The sequence below is a fragment of the Arthrobacter sp. NPDC080031 genome (assembly GCF_040702485.1).
In the GTDB taxonomy this organism is placed as follows: domain Bacteria; phylum Actinomycetota; class Actinomycetes; order Actinomycetales; family Micrococcaceae; genus Arthrobacter.
In genome coordinates, this window is record NZ_JBFBLA010000032.1 from 1 (window position 1) to 16,055 (window position 16,055).

Sequence of the window (16,055 nt, forward strand, 5' to 3'; positions counted from 1 at the left end):
TCCCGGTGCCCGATCGCTTCCAGGGTTCGCACGGTGGTCCAGTAGTCGTAGGCAATCTCGGACGGGTGGACTTCGTGGGCGAAGCGGACCCCGCACTCGTCGAAGACGTCCAGGATGGGATTCCAGCGGTCCGCGAAGTCCTGGTAGCCGGCCTCGATGACCTTCTCCGGGACCGGCGGGAACATCGCGACGTACTGCCAGATGGAGGAGCCGGTGAACCCGACCACGGTATCCACCCCAAGGGCCTGGGCGAGGCGGGCGGTGTGTTTCATTTCCTCGGCGGCGCGTTGGCGCACGCCCTCGGGGTCCCCGTCGCCCCAGACCTTGGCCCCGACGATTCCCTGGTGGCGGAAGTCGATGGGGTCATCGCAGACGGCCTGGCCTTTGAGGTGGTTGGAGATCGCCCAGACCTTGAGGTTGTATTTTTCCAGGATGGCCAGTTTGGATTCGACGTAGCCGGGTTCGTCCCAGCGCCAGGCGTCCAGGTGGTCCCCGGACACGGCGATTTCCAGGCCGTCATAGCCCCACCCGGAGGCGAGTCTCGCGACGTCCTCGAAGGGCAGGTCGGCCCACTGGCCGGTGAACAGGGTGTACGGGCGGGACATGGTTCTCCTAGGCTTTGCTGAATCGTCCGGGATCCTCACAGGGCGTCAGATTTTTTCATGCACTCCCTGACATACGCGTCGGACGCGCGAAGGTGTTCACCGATCTTTTCGAAGCTCCATCCTTGGGTTCCGTGGCATTTGAGGCTGGCAACGCCTTCGTACCCGACCCGGCGGAGTGTTCCCAGCATCACGGAGTGGTCAAGTGTGCCGTCGGGGCGGGGTAGTTGCTGGTCGGCGGGACCGAAGTTCAGCCCGTCGGTGCCGTGGCGGTAGGCGCGATCGATGTCCCAGATGTAGTAATAGAAGAGCCTCTTGCGTTCGGCGAGGAAGGTGATCGCTTCGCTGATGGTGTCCTGCATCACCCACAAGTGCGGGGGCGCGATGCAGACGCCGAGGTAGGGGTCGTCGATGTCGCGGATGAGCCGTTTCATCTGCGCCAGCGTGTCAACGCCTTCGTCCCATCGCTGGTCTTCGTTGGCGCCGGTTTCGAAATCGGGTGCGAAGGGGACGGTGAGATGGTTTTCGACCGCGATCCGGACTCCGTGGCGCGCTCCTGCTTCGACGATGGGTGGCAGGAAGGTGGAGACGAAGTCGGGGTAGTTGGCTTCGCAGTCGAAGATGAGGGTGTCGATTCCGAGGTCTGCGGCGAACTCGACGCGTTCAAGGATCTCTTCCTGGGTCTTTCCATACACGGTGAGGCCGCAGGGTTTGACCCCGTATTTGTCCAGCACTCCGAGGATCTTTCCGGGGTCATCTCCCGGGTTGACGTGATGGGCCAGCGGAGCGGCGGAGGACCAGAGGTTGACCTCCTTGAAGCCGATGTCGGCAAGGTCGCGGATCGAGTCTTCGAAGCCATGGTCGTGGTAGGGGACGAGCTCGGCGGCATATCTGAACATGGGTTCTCTCCTTGGGAGGGGCTGACGGGGTTTACCAGACGAAGACGGCTTTTTCGGTTTCGCGCTGGTCGAAGGCGCGGAATGCTTCCTCGGCCTGCTCGATGGAAAAGTCGTGGCTGATGAGTTTTTCGACCGGGATTTTCTGGTCGATGACGAGGCGGACTATTTCTTCCCAGTCGCTGATCGGGAAGTACCAGCCGCCGACGACGGTGAGCAGCTTTCGGAGCATCTGGTCGCTGGGGTTGATCTGCGTGGCCCGCGACTCACCGACGAAAGCGACGGCACCTAGTTTGGCTGCGGCGTCCAATGCCGAGTTCTGCCCGGCCGGGTTGCCGGAACAATCGATGCAGATGTCCGCTCCGCGGCCCTGGGTGAGGTTCCGGATCTGCTGAACGGCGTCGGCTGTTGTGCTGTTGATGACAGCGTCAGCGCCAAGGGAGCTGGCCTGTTCGAGCCGATGGTCGATAACGTCGACGGCGATGACTCTGGCCCCGAAGGCCTTGCCGATGAGTACTGCCGCGGATCCCATTGGCCCCATGCCGAAGACGGCGACGGTTTTTCCGCCGGCCACGCCGAGCTGCTTCTGCACGTGGTATTGGCTCCCGACCATGTCAGTCATCACCGCGCCGGCGCGGAAGCTGAGTTCGTCGGGGAGCTGAAGACAGTTGCGCTCGGGAAGGACGAAGTAGTCGGCGTCACCGCCGTCGACGTCGAAACCGAAGCATTTCCACTGCTCACACAGCATCATGTAGCCGCTGAGGCAGTACTCGCAGAATCCGCACCCGACGGCGAGGTAGCCTGCGACGCGGTCGCCCACTTTGACGTGGGTCACGGCGCTCCCGACCCTGACGACTTCGCCGGCCGCCTCGTGCCCGGGGATCACCGAGCCCTGGCCGGCGCCTTCGCCGCCGACGATCGGAGTGCCGTAGTAGAGGCTCATGTCGCTGCGGCAGATCGCGGAGGCACGGGTCCTTACCAGCACCTCGTGCGGCCCCGGCTCGGGGAGCTCGCGTTCCACGACAGTGACTCTTTTGTCACCGGGGAGAATGACTGCTTTCATTTTTTCTTCTCCAATACTCATTTACTTGACTGCACCGAAGGTCAGGCCGGCGACCATCTGGCGGCGCAGCACGACCATGAGCACCAAGATGGGTGCGACGATCAGGGTAGCGGCGGCGGTGATGTTGCCCCAGTCCGTGCCGTACATACCGGTGAACTGCTGCAGGCCTACCGGAGCGGTCTTCGCTCCGCTGCGGGTCAGGGACAGCGCGAACAGGAACTCATTCCACGATAGGACGATGGTCAGTACGGCGGCCGTGGCGACGGACGGCACGAGCAGGGGCCAGATAATCCGGCGGAGGACTTCCCAGGTCGAGGCGCCGTCGACCATGGCTGCTTCCTGAATCTCATAGGGCAACTGCAGGATCGAGCTGCGCAGGATCCAGACCACGATGGGCAGGTTGAAGGCGGCGTACGGGATGATCAGGGCCGGGTAGGTGTCCATGAGCCCGAGCTTGCCAGCGAAGACGAAGACCGGGATGACGGCGACGATGGGAGGGAACATGTAGGTCGACAGGATCCAGGATGAGAGTCCCTTGCGGGCCCGGAAATCCCGCATGGTCAGGGCATAGGCGGCAGGGACCCCCACGACGATGGCCAGGGCTGTGGCGCCGAGGCTGACGACGGCGCTGTTGGCCAGCAGCTGACCGAAGCTTTCGGATTTCCCGCCGCCGGCTGACAGCACGGAGGCGTAGTTGTCCAGGGTGGGCTGGAAGATCCAGGCGGGAGGGATCTGGTTGGCGATGCCGGCCGGCTTGATGGAGGTGACAAGCATGAAGAGCAACGGCACGAGGCCGATCAGTAGCCATGCCCATAGGAAGGTACGTCCGATGATGACCCGTGCCACGGCACCGCCGCGGCGGGTTGATGATGATGTCGTTGTCATTACATTTCCTCGGGGTCTGCTCGGCGGCCGATGACGCGCAGCATGAAGGGGACAAGAAGCGAGAGGATGATCAAGAAGACCACGCCCAAGGCGCAGGCGAGACCGACATTGAAGCTTTGAAGGCCTACGCGGAAAATGCCCAGGTTGATGATTTCGGTGGACTCACCGGGCCCCCCGCCGCTGAGGATCTTGAACGAATCGAAGGTCTTGAAGGCCTGGATGGTCCGCAGCACGGCCGCGATGGCAATGAACGGCACCATGGCCGGAAAGGTAATGTGCCGGAACATCTGCCATGGGGTCGCCCCGTCGACCATGGCTGCTTCCCGGGGTTCGCCCGGCAGGGACTGGAGACCGGCCATCAGGATCAGGGCGATGAACGGGGTCCACTGCCACAGGTCGAGAATGACCAGGACGATCCACGCCGATGTCGGATCCCCGAGCAGGTCAGTGCCTTTGGGGAATCCGAAGACGCCGAGGTAGTAACCTACCCAACCGTAGTTGGGGTTCAACAGCTGCTTGAAGACCATGGCTGCGACCGCCGGAGTGACAGCAAACGGAAGCAGCATGAGAGCGGCCCCGACTTTGTTGGCACGGGTCTGGGCGGCCAGCGGCAGTGCCAGGGCGAAGCCGAGGATCATCTCCAGAATCACCGCGACCGCGACGAAGCCGAAAGTGATCAGGAATGCGTGCTGGACCGAGGCATTGGTAACCGCCTCGATGAAGTTGTCCAGTCCGACGAATTTGCCCACGCCGCCGAGGATCTTGTCGTTGCGGAAGGCCGAGTAGAAGATGAAGATGGCGGGGGCCACGGTCATCAGCAGCAGGACACCCATGGCCGGGGCCATGTAGATCCACGGGGTCGAACGTTTTTTCCAGGTCAACGGCTTCCTGCCGCGCGGACCGGCCGTGGTACGGCCGGCCGCTCGGCGGGAAGCATCAACCGTCAAGGTCGCATCCGGTGGTGCGGCGGTTGCTTTCATTATCGATACTCCTTGGGCGACCTTGAGCGGTCCGTTGTGTTAGTAGCCGGCCGATTTGAGGAGGGCCGAGACCTTGTCTGACGCGGATTTGAGGGCGTCCGATGGTGAGGAAGCGCCTGTTGCTGCGTTGTTCACCGCGACGGCCACTTCATGGCTGACTTCGGTGTAGTTGGTCAGCCGCGCACGGCCAACGCCGACCGCGAGGGATTTCCCGAGGGTGTCGTAGAAGGGCGCGAGGGGGTTATCGGTCTTGATGCCGGCAAAGACGGATGTCCGGCTGGGGTGCAGGGACTTGGCGGTCATCGTGGTTTGCTGTTCGGCGGCAGTCAGCCAGCTGATCGCCTGGTAGGCCCATTCCTTGTTCTTGGAATTCTTGTTCAGGCTCAGCATCCAGGTACCGAAGTGGGGGCCGGCAGCCTTGCCGGTGGGTACGGGGGCGTAGCCGATGGCGCCCCCCTTGACGTTGTCAGCGAGCTTGAGGTCGTGGTAGTTGATCGTCATGGCGGTTAGCCCGCTGCCGAACGATTCGGCGGTGGTGCCCCAGTCAGCTGACGTGCTGCCCGGGGGGACGTGTCCGCTTTGCGCGAGCTTGGCGTAGTAGTCCAGTGCCTGGGTTCCTTCGGGAGTGTTGAACGCGGGTTTGCCGCTCTCGTCCGCGAGTGTCCCGTCTCCGCCGTAGGATGCCAGCAGGGTCTTGAAGTCGTCCGTGGCCCAGTCCCCTACGCCTGCCATGACCGTAGTTCCGTAGAGCTTCTTGTCGGGCTGGGTGAAGAACCCTGCCACCTGGGCATAGTCATCCCAGGTCTTCGGAACCGTGAGGTCCTTGCCGTACTTGGCTTTGAAGTTCGCCTTTTGGGTCGGGTCGTTGAACAGGTCGCTGCGGTAGGCCATGACCGCCACGTTCGACTGGATCGGCATCCCGTACACGTCGAATCCGGCGTTCTTGATCGCGGACACCTCCGGCTTCGCGGTGGGATCGGGGTAGCGTTTGATCGGGGAATCAACGTTGTAGACCGCGGTGTCGTAGAACACCTTGGGGATGAAGTCGCCCACGTTGGATTGCGGGCTGCCAGGGTTCAGCGCGTCGTTCTGGATGTACTGGCTCAGGGGTTCGAGGTTCTGCACCAGGGCCGGCGCCCACGGGGTGTCGACGACGACGATGTCGTAGTAGCTGCTGCTGGACGCGAACTCCGAGAAGACCTTCTGCTGCAATGCGTCGTACGGCTGATTGTCGATCTTCAGATCAATGCCGAACTTTTCCTTGAATTGGGGTACCAGCGATGCGACAGCGGCGCTGTTGGCTTCGTCGGTGGTGTAGAGCATCCGCAGCTCTGTCGGTTTGGCCGCGGCGGTGCTGGGTGCTGATGAGCCACCCGTGCATGCGGTCGCCAACAAGGTCACGGTGAGCGCAGCTCCCAATCCCGCGACGATGCGGGATCGCTTGACGCGATCGAATGATCGGATCATCCTACTGCCTTTCCTTAAGGGTTAATAAAGGGATCTTGTGCCCGGTCGATTCCGGGTCGTTCGGAGAAACTTCTTGCCAGCCACCCTCCTGGGCGGAGCGTTGGACGGCGGACGTGAGGCGTGCAGCCCGCAGGCCGTCCTCGAAAAGGGGCAGGCCGTCGGGAACCGTACCGGATCTCACCGTGAGGTAAACATCGGCCATGAAGGAGTTGAAGGCATCCTGATAGCCCTGCGAATGGCCTGCCGGCAGGCTGCAGTATCGGGCAGCCGATGGATCAAGGGCAGCCGGATCGCGGACCAGCAATTGGGAGCCCGAGCGGCGCCCGACCCACAGAGTTTCCGGATGCTCCTGATCAAAGCTCAGGGTTTCCATCGTTCCCGAAATTTCCAGAGCGAGGCGGTTCTTACGCCCCGGGGCGACCTGGCTGATCAGGAGCGTCCCCACGGCCCCGCCGCGGGTCTCGAACACCACCGAGACAATGTCTTCGGTCCGGACCTCCCGGCCTCCGCGTTGACTGAAAGCGGTCCGGGTCAGGGCGGCCAGCCGGCTGATCCGGTCATCAAGAACGAATTCGATGACATCGCACAGATGCGAGCCAATATCGGCGAAAGCCCGTGAGGGTCCTCCGAGGCTTTCATCGACCCTCCAGTCGTCGTCATCGCTGGACAGAAGCCAATCCTGAAGAAATGAACCCTGGATGGTCAGGACACGTCCAACCTGGCCGTGTCGCACCCTCGCTCGGGCCTCCCGGACCATGGGATGAAACCGGTAGATAAAGGGCACGGCGGCGGTGCGCCTCTGGGTGCGCGCCAGTGCGGTTAACTTTTCAGCTTCCTGCACGGAAGTGGCCAGGGGTTTTTCACAGACAACATGCTTGCCCGCCCGCAGCGCTGCATCTGCCAGCGCAAAGTGGGTGACGTTGGGAGTGCACACGTGGATGACGTCGATCGTGTCGTCCTCGACGAGGTCCTGGACGGATGCGTAAGCCTGTATGACGCCCAGACGGTCTTTGGCGCGGGCGGCGCTGGCATGGCTCGAGGAAGCGATACCGGCGATTTCCGCCCCTGCAGCACGGGCGGCTCTGCTATGCACTTCAGCCATGAACCCGGCGCCGACGAACGCTGCCCGTAACCGGCCGTGGGCTGTCGTGGTTCTGTCGTTTTCCATGCCGAAAGAGTGACACGCACCACGCAGCTTTTGTCAGTCACCAAGCAAAAGTGTGCACCTTTTGACGCTCTTGCCGAAGGAATGCAGACCGAAGTTGCACCTTTTGAAGCTTCCGGCGTCGACGTGTGGACGGGAACGAAGGGGCACCTTAACACTGGTGGAGGCAAGGTCCCTCGGGGCCTGTGAGCGTGATGTTTCAGACCTCAAGCTCACCAGTCACCTCTTTTGAGCCCCCGGAATGGAGAGATATGGACAACGGCGGCCCCGGCGACCTTTTGCGTATTCTGCGGGACGGACGCCCGCGAACCAGGGCCGACCTGGCTGAGATCACGGGCTTGGGGCGGGCTGCCATCAGTTCCCGCCTCGAAGCGCTTCTGGTACTCGGGCTGGTTGTACCGGTGTCGGATGCAGCTTCCACCGGAGGCCGCCCCTCGGCGCGGCTAGCCTTCAACCCAGGTGCAAGGCTAGCCGCTGCCGCCGACGTCGGCGCCACACACGCGACCGTGGCTCTCACGGACCTGTCGGGAAGAATTCTCGTGGAAACCACTGAACCACTTGAGATTTCACGAGGACCGGAAACTGTTCTGGACTGGCTAGCGATGACGCTGCAGGGTCATCTGCAAACGGTGAAGCGTCCGGCAACGGACATTGTCGCCGTCGGCATCGGACTTCCCGGTCCCGTTGAACACTCCACCGGAAAACCGACCAGCCCGCCGATCATGCCGGGATGGGACGGATTCGATGTCCCCGCGTACGTTCGGCAGACCTTTGAGGTTCCCGTGCTGGTCGACAACGACGTCAACATCATGGCCCTCGGCGAGCGGGCTACACGCTGGCCCAACGAGGACAACATGATCTTCCTCAAAGTCGCCACCGGCATCGGCTCCGGAATCATCAGTGGAGGAATATTGCAGCGAGGAGCGGCAGGAGTGGCCGGAGACGTCGGTCATATCGCCGTTTCCAAGGCGGCAGGAATCCAATGCCGTTGTGGCAAGACCGCCTGTCTGGAAGCCATCGCAGGCACTCCGGCCCTCGCCGCCCAGCTTCGCGAAAACGGACTCGAAGCAACCACCGCAAACGACGTCGTCTCACTCGTCCGTTCCGGCGATTTGGCCGCTATTCAAGCCGTCCGGCAGGCCGGCCGCGACATCGGAGAAATGCTCAACATGTGTGTGAGCCTCATCAACCCCTCCCTCATTGTCGTCGGTGGATCCCTTGCCCAATCCGGAGAACATCTGATCGCCGGAATCCGTGAAACCGTCTATGCACGCTCGACGCCCTTGGCGACACAGCGCCTGAATATCACCCAATCCGAAACCGGGCCGGAGGCAGGCGTGGTTGGGGCCAGCATCTTGGCCATCGAGCACGCGCTCGCCCCCCATCGACTCAATGATCTCGCAACAACACCGCATCCCGGCAAACACCAAAATGCCGACCCGCAGAATGCGGAACGCGTCGCCCAAGCCTCCCGGTCTCGGCTCCGTGACGCCGTAGCCAGTTAAATCCACCGCGTTCCTTGGCCACGTTCCCAAACGGAGAGGCAAATAAAGATATACACGCGTAAAATACGCCTAACAGCTGAGGTCTTTTCTGGCCGGCACTGCGTGCCACCGCAACCGCTGCCCCAAGACGTTCCGGCCATTCCAAGGGACCGCCATGAAGATTCACGCTGGCGAAAAAGGAGGATGGCATGCCTCAATCTGCCGCAGGGAACAGCGGTCAGCTGCGAAGATATGCAGTGCCGCAGGGGCCCAGTCCCGAACAAAGGTTCGAACATTGGCGAACGTGGTACAGCAGTGCTGTCGAAACCCCGATGCGATTGGAGAAGTCCAAGGATGCTGCGCCCCGGCCTTTCACACCGTCAGCCATTAGTTTTTCCGGGCCAGGCTTCAGCCTCATAGAAATGCACAACGCCCCCGCAGTCGGCTCGTGGGCGCCCAATCCCGACGCCAGGGATCTGCGACTGGCCTACTTCAGGAAAGGGCCAGCCCTAACCCTGGCTCTCAACGGCGTGCCTGAGCCAGTACCACCAGGCTCCGTCAGGTTCATCGATACCTCGCTGAGCGGCAGTTTCGATGCGCCCGAGGGCTTTCACGCCTTACAGATCAACATCGACCGCAGCAGTCTGGAGGTCAGCGATGCCGCACTTCGCTCCCTGCATCGCCTGCCTGACCTCGCAAAGCACCCAATTGTGGGCACCTTCGTGATTCCTGCGCTGTTGAGCTGGAAGCGCCCCGGCATTGAACGGCAGGCATCGGGAACCGCAGACATATTCCGATCCGTAATGGCAACCCTGGTTGGCTCCCTGCTTGAAACACCGGTGGACGATGAGGCGCAGAAACCAACTCTAAGACTGGCAGTGAATAGATACCTTGATTCCAACTATGACAACCCGGATCTGGACGTGGGGATGGTCGCCGAAAGGTTCAACCTCTCCCGCCGCTCCCTGTTCTACGTTTTCGAGAATGAAGAACTCCACCTGGGTGAGCGTATACGCGCCTTGAAAACGCGCAAAGCGCTGGAGCTCCTCCTTAGGGCCGATGCCCGAAAGATCACCTACTCAGAAATTGCGACATCGTGCGGATTCACCGACGTGCAAAACATGCGCCGCGCGGTGAAAGAGTTCACCGGGATGAATGTGAGGGAGATCCACCGATCCGAGACCGTCATTCGTGTTGCGCTGCAACAGCTGCGCGAATCGCTCATCCGGTAGCGCCTAACCGCAATGGCACAAATAGGTGTGCCCCGCAGCTCGCTCTGCGGGGCACACCTATTCCTGCCGTTCGAACGATCAGGAGACCTGGAGGCCACCGTTGATGTCGTAGGTTGCCGCAGTGATATAGCCAGCATCCCCGCTGAGGAGGAAGCTCATCAGGGCGGCTACTTCCTCGCGGGTGCCGACTCTTCCCATCATGATGCCTTGGGACATTTCTGCTTTGCGTTCCTCAGTGAGGGTGCCCCCCATGATGTCGGTGTCGATGGGGCCAGGTGCGACGCAGTTGACGGTGATGCCGTGTTCGCCGACTTCGCGGGCCAGGGCGCGGGTGAAGCCGATCACGCCGCCCTTGGATGCACTGTAGGCCACCTTGGAGAAGGTGCCGCCGCCGCGCTGGGCCGAGATGGAGGAGATGCTGACGATGCGCCCGACCTTGCGTTCGATCATGCCCTTGAGTACGGCCTGGCTGACCAGGAAAGTGCCGCGCATATTGATGTCGAACACCCGGTCCCATCCCTCCACGGTTTCTTCCATGAACGGGGTGGGGTTGCTGATACCGGCGATGTTGGCGAGGCCGACAATCGGCGGCAGTTCCGCCTCCACTTGGGCGATTGCGGTGTCCACCGACTCCTTGTCGGAGACGTCGGCGGCCAGCCCGATCGTCTGGACGCCGTGCTTCGCGGCGATCTCGTCGGCTGCGGCTTTCGCGTCGACGCCGTTGATGTCCAGGATGGCCACCGCCCAGCCTTCGCTGGCCATGCGATCCGCAGCAGCCCGCCCGATGCCTCGGGCCGACGCTGCTCCGGTCAGTACAACGGTGCGTTCAGTGGGGAAATTGGTTGAGGTCATTGCTTTGTTTCCTTCGGTTTGTGCTGGATCAGGAGGCGGAGGAAGGCCCGGTTGCCTGGGCGGGAACGGCGTCGCCTTCGGGGCGTTTTCGTGCGTAAAGGTAAGTGGCAACGCCGGTAGCGGCGAGGCAGACGGACAGGAAGACGAGGCCGCTCTGGTTGTTGCCCGTTGCGTCCTTCAGAAGGCCCACCGCGTAGGGTGCCACGAAGCCGCCCAGGTTGCCCAGCGAGTTGATCAAGGCGAGGCCCGAAGCTGCTGCAGCGCCGGTGAGCGCAGCCGAAGGCATGGAGAGGAACGGTGCGATGGCCCCATAGATGCCCATAGCGGAGACGATAAGGCCCACCATCGCGACCAGGGGGTTGATCGGAAGCAGGAAGCCGGCTGCGAGGAGGCCTGCTCCGGCGAGAACCATGCTGGCCGCTGCGTGCCAGGCCCGTTTGCCGGTCTTGTCCGCCCGCTTGCTCCACCAGTACACAAACACAGCGGCGATGGCGTAAGGGATGAAGACGATGAAGCCGACGTCCGTCGTCGAGAACTTGCCAAGGGCCGAGACAATGGTGGGCATCCACAGGCCCAGTCCGTAAATGCCGCAGACCAGACCGAAATACAGGGCAGAGTATGCAAGGGTGCGCTTGTCCTTGAGTCCGGCGAGGAAGTTATGGTGTCCCGACTTTGATTTGAGGGCAAGTTCCGCGTCCATGGCGTCAGCCAGCCATTCGCGCTCATCGTGTTTGAGCCACTTGGCGTCGCGGGGCCGGTCTGTCATGAGAATCGGGGTGAGAAGACCCAGGAAGACCGCCGGGATGCCTTCGAAGATATAGAGCCACTGCCAGCCGTGAAGGCCCATAACGCCGTCCAGCTGCAGCAGCAGCCCGGAGACCGGAGCGCCTAGCGCGTTGGACAATGGCTGCGCGAGGATGAAGATCCCCAGCACGGTGACCCGTTGCGCTGCGGGGAACCACAGCGTCAGGTAGAACAGGATGGCAGGGAAGAACCCAGCCTCGGCCGCCCCCAGAAGGAAACGGACGATGTAGTAAGTGGACTCGCCGTTCACCAGGGCCATGGCCGCGGCAAGCATGCCCCAGGTGATGAGAATCCGGGCCAGCCATTTACGTGCGCCGAAGCGATACATGCCCACATTGCTCGGAATTTCGAGCAGGGCATATCCGAGGAAGAAGATCCCGGCACCGAGTCCGTAGGCGGCGGAATTGAGGCCAATGTCCGAGCTCATGGTCAACTTGGCGAAACCAACGTTGTTCCTGTCGAGGTACGAGACGAAGTACAGAAGCACAATCAGGGGCATGATGCGACGGCGAACCTTGCGCAGCGTGCGCTCACCTAGTTCACCGAGGGTTGCGGACCGCATCGTGAGGGAAGTCATCTTTGACCTTCTGTCTGTGGACCCGCACCGTGCAACTGGGCTCGGCGTGAATCCGGGAATTTGAGTTGGAGACATTCATTCAATGTCAGATGTCAGACATCTGATCTGACAAAAAGAATACGATGGCATGGAAGAGGCGTCAAGGGCCGGATCGAAATGCCACTTCTGCAACTCAGCTTGGCAATGAGAAGCTGCTGCCCGCCTCAGGGCTTGGCGCTGTGCACGTAACGTTCGTAGTCTTCGAACGTCTGGTCCATGTGCTCATCCATGATTTGCCGTGAGAGCTCAGCGTCACCGGTGAGGATGCTATCCAGCACGCGCTGATGGAAGTAGATGGCGTGGAGCTGAATCTCCGGAACGGCAGAAGTTTCCCGTCGGGCCGTGTACAAGAGCTGACCGAGCTGGGCGAGGAGCGCACGGACAAACGGATTGCCCGAGGCCCTAAGCACGGCGTCGTGAAATCCAATGTCGGCCGCAACGAACCGGTCCAGATCGCCAGCGGCGCGCGAGAGCTTCATGTCGTGGATGCACTGCCTCATCCGTTCCGCGTCCTCGGGAGAATGCCGCTTTGCCGCAAGCCCGGCCGCCCCCGTCTCCACCATGCGACGCACCTCGATGAGCCCGGCCGCCACCTGCTCCGCGCTACTGCCGCGCGAGGCAGCCCGGAAGATCGCACCGAGTCCCGTCCAGGTCTCCGGTGGGTTGACGAACGTGCCGCGGCCGGCCTTCACATACAAGATGTTTTGTGCCCGCAGCACCTTCAGCGCCTCACGCACGGTGAGCCGACTGACGTCGTAATAGTCGGCTATCTCCAACTCGCTGGGGAGGACATCATTAGGCCCAAGCTTGCCCTCAAGGATGTCATCCAAAAGCCCGTCGACCACATCGTCAACAAGTGTCTTGCGGCCCAAGGTCCATCCCGCCTTCATTCGGTCTCAACTACCAACATTACAGAAGCGCCCGGGAACTTCGGGGGAATCGCGCCGGCAACTCTTCGGTGGGGTTCGCGATCCTAGGTTCGACAGGGCCACGATCATCGCATTCCAGGTGATCGCACAAGACCTAAGCTGTTGATGGCGCCAGCGCGCGAAGCAATCGGCGCGGATGCAAGGCCATCCGGTCCATCGGCTCGAGACCCCCGTCATTGACGCCCAAGCCGGTTGTTCGCCCTGGACTCCCCCATTTCCTACAAAGCGAAACCAATCCTAGGAACCAACGATGTCTATATCTGGCACGAGCGAGGTCGCCGCCGTAGCAGGCGGTGCCGTCAGCACCGTTTCGAATGCCCCGAACAGCGCTCGGAAAGTCAAAATCGAAACCCGGGAGCCAAGCGATCCGGGGGAACGTTTTGTCCGTGTATTTGGCGGGATCGAGGTCCTGGGCTCCTCGCTGCTGGTGCAGCTCTTGGTGGGAAACTACGTTGGCCTCATTAGCCGGGGCCGCATGATTGCCGAGGGCTGGTTGGACATGGTGTCGGCAGATGGGACCACAGCTTGGGTCTGGCTCGACCGTGGCCGCGGGCGTCGGATGGTGCACGCTGGAGACGGGATCAGTCTCATGGTTCTGGACGAAGCCCCCGCCATTGCTTGCGCCAACAAAACGACAAACAAGAACCTCAAGTGCAAAACGACAACCGAAGGAAACTGAACCCTTGATCTACATTCCGGCGCAGGACCGTTATGATTCCATGCCGTACCGAAGGGTCGGCCGAAGCGGGCTGAAGCTTCCAGCGGTCTCCTTGGGCCTCTGGCACAACTTTGGCGACGACAAGCCCTTTGAGACACAACGGGCCATCCTTCGCCGCGCTTTCGAGCTCGGCGTCACACACTTTGACCTGGCTAATAACTACGGTCCGCCCAGCGGCAGTGCCGAAACCAATTTTGGCCGTCACCTCAGGGACGACTTCAAGCCGTACCGCGACGAGCTCGTCATCTCCACCAAGGCGGGCTACCACATGTGGCCTGGCCCGTATGGGGAATGGGGATCCAGGAAATACCTCCTCTCGAGCCTGGACCAGTCCTTGGAACGCATGGGCCTGGACTACGTGGATATCTTCTACAGCCACCGACCGGACCCGCACACTCCCCTTGAGGAGACCATGGGAGCGCTCGACACCGCGGTCCGTTCGGGCAGGGCGCTGTACGCGGGCATTTCCTCCTACTCTCCGGACAAGACGCTCGAGGCAGCTGCCATCCTTCGGGACCTTGGGACGCCGCTGCTGATCCACCAGCCCTCGTACTCAATGCTCAACCGTTGGACCGAACAGGGCGAGCCCAACTTGTTCCAGGCCCTCGAGCAGGTGGGCGCAGGCGCCATCGCGTTCTCGCCCCTCGCGCAGGGTTTGCTGACCACGCGGTACCTACATGGCGTTCCGGAGGACTCCCGCGCTGCCGCAGGCAAGTCCCTGGTGGACACGCAGCTCTCTGAGGAGAACCTGACCCGGATCCGGGGCCTCAGCGAGATCGCGACGCAGCGTGGGCAGACCTTGGCCCAGATGGCCATAAGCTGGGTTCTGCGTCCACAAAACAAGGGAATACCCGTCACATCGGCCCTGATCGGTGCCAGCAGCGTCCGGCAACTCGAAGACAACCTGGCGGCAACCTCAGGTCCGGACTTCACCAACGATGAGCTGGACAGAATTGACGAATTTGCCGTCGAATCCGACATCAACCTCTGGGCCAAGGCACTCCAGGCATAGACGATAGAGGTGCGTTGAGAGCCGGACCCCTCTGGCGGGCTCTCTTAAGCGCAGCCGCAGCTGTGGCGGATGATCAGCTCCACAGGGAGCATCTCGCTCTGGAGTTCCATCGCTTCGCCCGGCCTCGCCCGGAGAAGCAGGTCAACCGCCAGGGAGCCCGCCCGGGCGATCGGCTGCTGCACGGTCGTTAACCCCGGGGATATGATGCCCGCCTCGCGGATCCCGTCGAACGAAACCAAGGCGACGTCCTCCGGGACTCGGACCCGGGCCTCCGCTGCGGCATGCAGTATTCCGATTGCCTGCTCGTCACTGTGCACGAACATGGCTCGCGGCCGTTTCCGGGTTGCCAAGAGCATCTTGGCAACCCGGAAAGCGTCATAGCGATCAAAACTGCTTTGGACATTCAGCTGACCATCCGGGTCGATTCCCCGCGCGATCAGAGCCTGCTCCCAGCCTTCTTGGCGTTCTCTGACGGCCGACAGCCCGAGAGGACCGCTGAAGCTCGCCACTTCGGTATGCCCGTGGTCGAGTAGGTGCGTCGTGCCGGCAAAAGCGCCCGCTCTATTGTCGACAATGATTGAGGTGCCCCAGACTTCGCTGGCCGATCGGTCCAGGAAGACGACGGGCGTCTTGTTGCCCTTCAGCGCTGCCATTGTTGCGGGAAGAAATGCTTCGTTCGTCACGGAGCTACCCGCGAAGATGATCCCCTTGACCTGCTGCTCGATAAAAGTGCGCAGATGCTTTGCCTGTCGCTCATCGTTCTGCATTGCGTTGCCAAGAAGAAGGCTGTATCCGCGTTCGAGCGCGGATGTCTCAACGGCTTGGGCAACTTCGCCGCAATAGGGGTTCGTGATGTCGGCAGCGATGAGGCCGAGGGTCGTGCTTGACGCAGAGCGCAGTGACCGCGCTACCGCATTCGGGCGATAGCCCAGTCTCTCCACGGCATCCAAAACGCGCTTCCGCGTTGCATCGGAAACCTTTCGCGGCCCGTTGTTGACCACATAGCTAACAACCGCTGTGGACGTACCGGCCTCTCGCGCGACCTCCTCTTGGGTGATCATCCGTTACTCCTATCGTATTTTTCCGCGAATATTCCGCGAACCCGCAGCAGACTCGCGGCCGCGATTATGTACCCAAGCCTAGAGCACGGGACGACCGGCCGCTTGTTACGAGTTTAAGCACGAATTGTTGCGGCCGTGTTAACTTTCCGGCCTTGACGCAAATCCGGATCACATCATATTGACACTTCTCCGAGTTCGCTCCTATCGTAAATCTAAACGTATAGATCCGCGGCCCGTAGCTGATGTCGGTTCCGGTCGTCGGCTGCCATAAACGGTAACCCATGGGGCG

General features: G+C 61.8%; 15 protein-coding genes. 4 read left to right on the forward strand and 11 right to left on the reverse strand.

Translation table 11 applies throughout. The features are described from left to right. From AB0323_RS20820 to AB0323_RS20850, 7 genes are all read right to left on the reverse strand, one after another. The coding region (locus AB0323_RS20820) for a TIM barrel protein (RefSeq protein ID WP_366179024.1) at positions 1-605 on the reverse strand (605 nt) is incomplete at its 3' end. 35 nt (positions 606-640) lie between these two features. Then, positions 641-1,501, reverse strand: coding sequence for a sugar phosphate isomerase/epimerase (locus tag AB0323_RS20825; RefSeq protein ID WP_366179025.1), 861 nt, complete (start codon positions 1,499-1,501; stop codon positions 641-643). Between the two features lie 31 nt (positions 1,502-1,532). Further along, a complete protein-coding gene (locus tag AB0323_RS20830) occupies positions 1,533-2,561 on the reverse strand; it encodes a zinc-binding dehydrogenase (RefSeq protein ID WP_364535963.1) in 1,029 nt (342 codons plus the stop codon). 21 nt (positions 2,562-2,582) lie between these two features. Further along, on the reverse strand, positions 2,583-3,446 hold the full coding sequence (locus AB0323_RS20835; protein ID WP_364535960.1) for a carbohydrate ABC transporter permease: 864 nt from the start codon (positions 3,444-3,446) through the stop codon (positions 2,583-2,585). Next, a complete protein-coding gene (locus AB0323_RS20840) occupies positions 3,446-4,426 on the reverse strand; it encodes a sugar ABC transporter permease (RefSeq protein ID WP_366179026.1) in 981 nt (326 codons plus the stop codon). The genes AB0323_RS20835 and AB0323_RS20840 overlap by 1 nt, the downstream gene beginning before the upstream one ends. Before the next feature lie 39 nt (positions 4,427-4,465). Next, positions 4,466-5,893 carry a sugar ABC transporter substrate-binding protein gene (locus tag AB0323_RS20845; RefSeq protein WP_366179027.1) on the reverse strand — a complete coding sequence of 476 codons (1,428 nt, stop codon included), beginning with the start codon at positions 5,891-5,893 and terminating at the stop codon, positions 4,466-4,468. Between the two features lies 1 nt (position 5,894). Next, a complete protein-coding gene (locus AB0323_RS20850; RefSeq protein ID WP_366179028.1) occupies positions 5,895-7,061 on the reverse strand; it encodes a Gfo/Idh/MocA family oxidoreductase in 1,167 nt (388 codons plus the stop codon). Positions 7,062-7,309: 248 nt separating this feature from the next. Here AB0323_RS20850 and AB0323_RS20855 point away from each other — a divergent pair, with 248 nt between their 5' ends. Together AB0323_RS20855 and AB0323_RS20860 are read left to right on the forward strand one after the other, a co-directional pair. After that, positions 7,310-8,563: an ROK family protein gene (locus tag AB0323_RS20855; protein WP_366179029.1), complete on the forward strand. Its 1,254-nt coding sequence runs from the start codon at positions 7,310-7,312 to the stop codon at positions 8,561-8,563. Between the two features lie 401 nt (positions 8,564-8,964). Then, the gene (locus AB0323_RS20860; RefSeq protein ID WP_366179030.1) at positions 8,965-9,774 is read left to right on the forward strand and encodes a helix-turn-helix domain-containing protein; all 810 of its coding nucleotides are present in this window, start codon (positions 8,965-8,967) and stop codon (positions 9,772-9,774) included. Between the two features lie 78 nt (positions 9,775-9,852). Here AB0323_RS20860 and AB0323_RS20865 read toward each other — a convergent pair whose 3' ends face one another. The 3 genes from AB0323_RS20865 to AB0323_RS20875 all read right to left on the reverse strand — a co-directional run bounded on the left by AB0323_RS20865 (position 9,853) and on the right by AB0323_RS20875 (position 12,918). Next, positions 9,853-10,626 carry an SDR family NAD(P)-dependent oxidoreductase gene (locus AB0323_RS20865; protein ID WP_364535948.1) on the reverse strand — a complete coding sequence of 258 codons (774 nt, stop codon included), beginning with the start codon at positions 10,624-10,626 and terminating at the stop codon, positions 9,853-9,855. Between the two features lie 28 nt (positions 10,627-10,654). After that, complete coding sequence (locus AB0323_RS20870; protein WP_366179031.1) at positions 10,655-12,007, reverse strand: MFS transporter; 1,353 nt, start codon at positions 12,005-12,007, stop codon at positions 10,655-10,657. 203 nt (positions 12,008-12,210) lie between these two features. After that, a complete protein-coding gene (locus AB0323_RS20875; RefSeq protein ID WP_366179076.1) occupies positions 12,211-12,918 on the reverse strand; it encodes a FadR/GntR family transcriptional regulator in 708 nt (235 codons plus the stop codon). A gap of 307 nt (positions 12,919-13,225) precedes the next feature. Here AB0323_RS20875 and AB0323_RS20880 point away from each other — a divergent pair, with 307 nt between their 5' ends. Then, positions 13,226-13,654 (forward strand): hypothetical protein, encoded by a 429-nt coding sequence (locus AB0323_RS20880; protein ID WP_366179032.1) that lies wholly within the window; start codon positions 13,226-13,228, stop codon positions 13,652-13,654. 4 nt (positions 13,655-13,658) lie between these two features. Further along, positions 13,659-14,705: an L-glyceraldehyde 3-phosphate reductase gene (mgrA, locus tag AB0323_RS20885; protein WP_366179033.1), complete on the forward strand. Its 1,047-nt coding sequence runs from the start codon at positions 13,659-13,661 to the stop codon at positions 14,703-14,705. A gap of 44 nt (positions 14,706-14,749) precedes the next feature. Here the strand turns inward: mgrA and AB0323_RS20890 are convergent, their stop codons facing one another. Continuing rightward, positions 14,750-15,766: a LacI family DNA-binding transcriptional regulator gene (locus tag AB0323_RS20890; RefSeq protein ID WP_366179034.1), complete on the reverse strand. Its 1,017-nt coding sequence runs from the start codon at positions 15,764-15,766 to the stop codon at positions 14,750-14,752. Between the last annotated feature and the right edge of the window lie 289 nt (positions 15,767-16,055).

Excerpts from the sequence above, each read along its gene's own strand:
- AB0323_RS20825 (WP_366179025.1), bottom strand. The coding sequence starts at position 1,501 with ATGTTCAGATATGCCGCCGAGCTCGTCCCCTACCACGACCATGGCTTC.
- AB0323_RS20830 (WP_364535963.1), bottom strand. The coding sequence starts at position 2,561 with ATGAAAGCAGTCATTCTCCCCGGTGACAAAAGAGTCACTGTCGTGGAA.
- AB0323_RS20835 (WP_364535960.1), bottom strand. The coding sequence starts at position 3,446 with ATGACAACGACATCATCATCAACCCGCCGCGGCGGTGCCGTGGCACGG.
- AB0323_RS20840 (WP_366179026.1), bottom strand. The coding sequence starts at position 4,426 with ATGAAAGCAACCGCCGCACCACCGGATGCGACCTTGACGGTTGATGCT.
- AB0323_RS20845 (WP_366179027.1), bottom strand. The coding sequence starts at position 5,893 with ATGATCCGATCATTCGATCGCGTCAAGCGATCCCGCATCGTCGCGGGA.
- AB0323_RS20850 (WP_366179028.1), bottom strand. The coding sequence starts at position 7,061 with ATGGAAAACGACAGAACCACGACAGCCCACGGCCGGTTACGGGCAGCG.
- AB0323_RS20855 (WP_366179029.1), top strand. The coding sequence starts at position 7,310 with ATGGACAACGGCGGCCCCGGCGACCTTTTGCGTATTCTGCGGGACGGA.
- AB0323_RS20860 (WP_366179030.1), top strand. The coding sequence starts at position 8,965 with ATGCACAACGCCCCCGCAGTCGGCTCGTGGGCGCCCAATCCCGACGCC.
- AB0323_RS20865 (WP_364535948.1), bottom strand. The coding sequence starts at position 10,626 with ATGACCTCAACCAATTTCCCCACTGAACGCACCGTTGTACTGACCGGA.
- AB0323_RS20870 (WP_366179031.1), bottom strand. The coding sequence starts at position 12,007 with ATGACTTCCCTCACGATGCGGTCCGCAACCCTCGGTGAACTAGGTGAG.
- AB0323_RS20880 (WP_366179032.1), top strand. The coding sequence starts at position 13,226 with ATGTCTATATCTGGCACGAGCGAGGTCGCCGCCGTAGCAGGCGGTGCC.
- AB0323_RS20890 (WP_366179034.1), bottom strand. The coding sequence starts at position 15,766 with ATGATCACCCAAGAGGAGGTCGCGCGAGAGGCCGGTACGTCCACAGCG.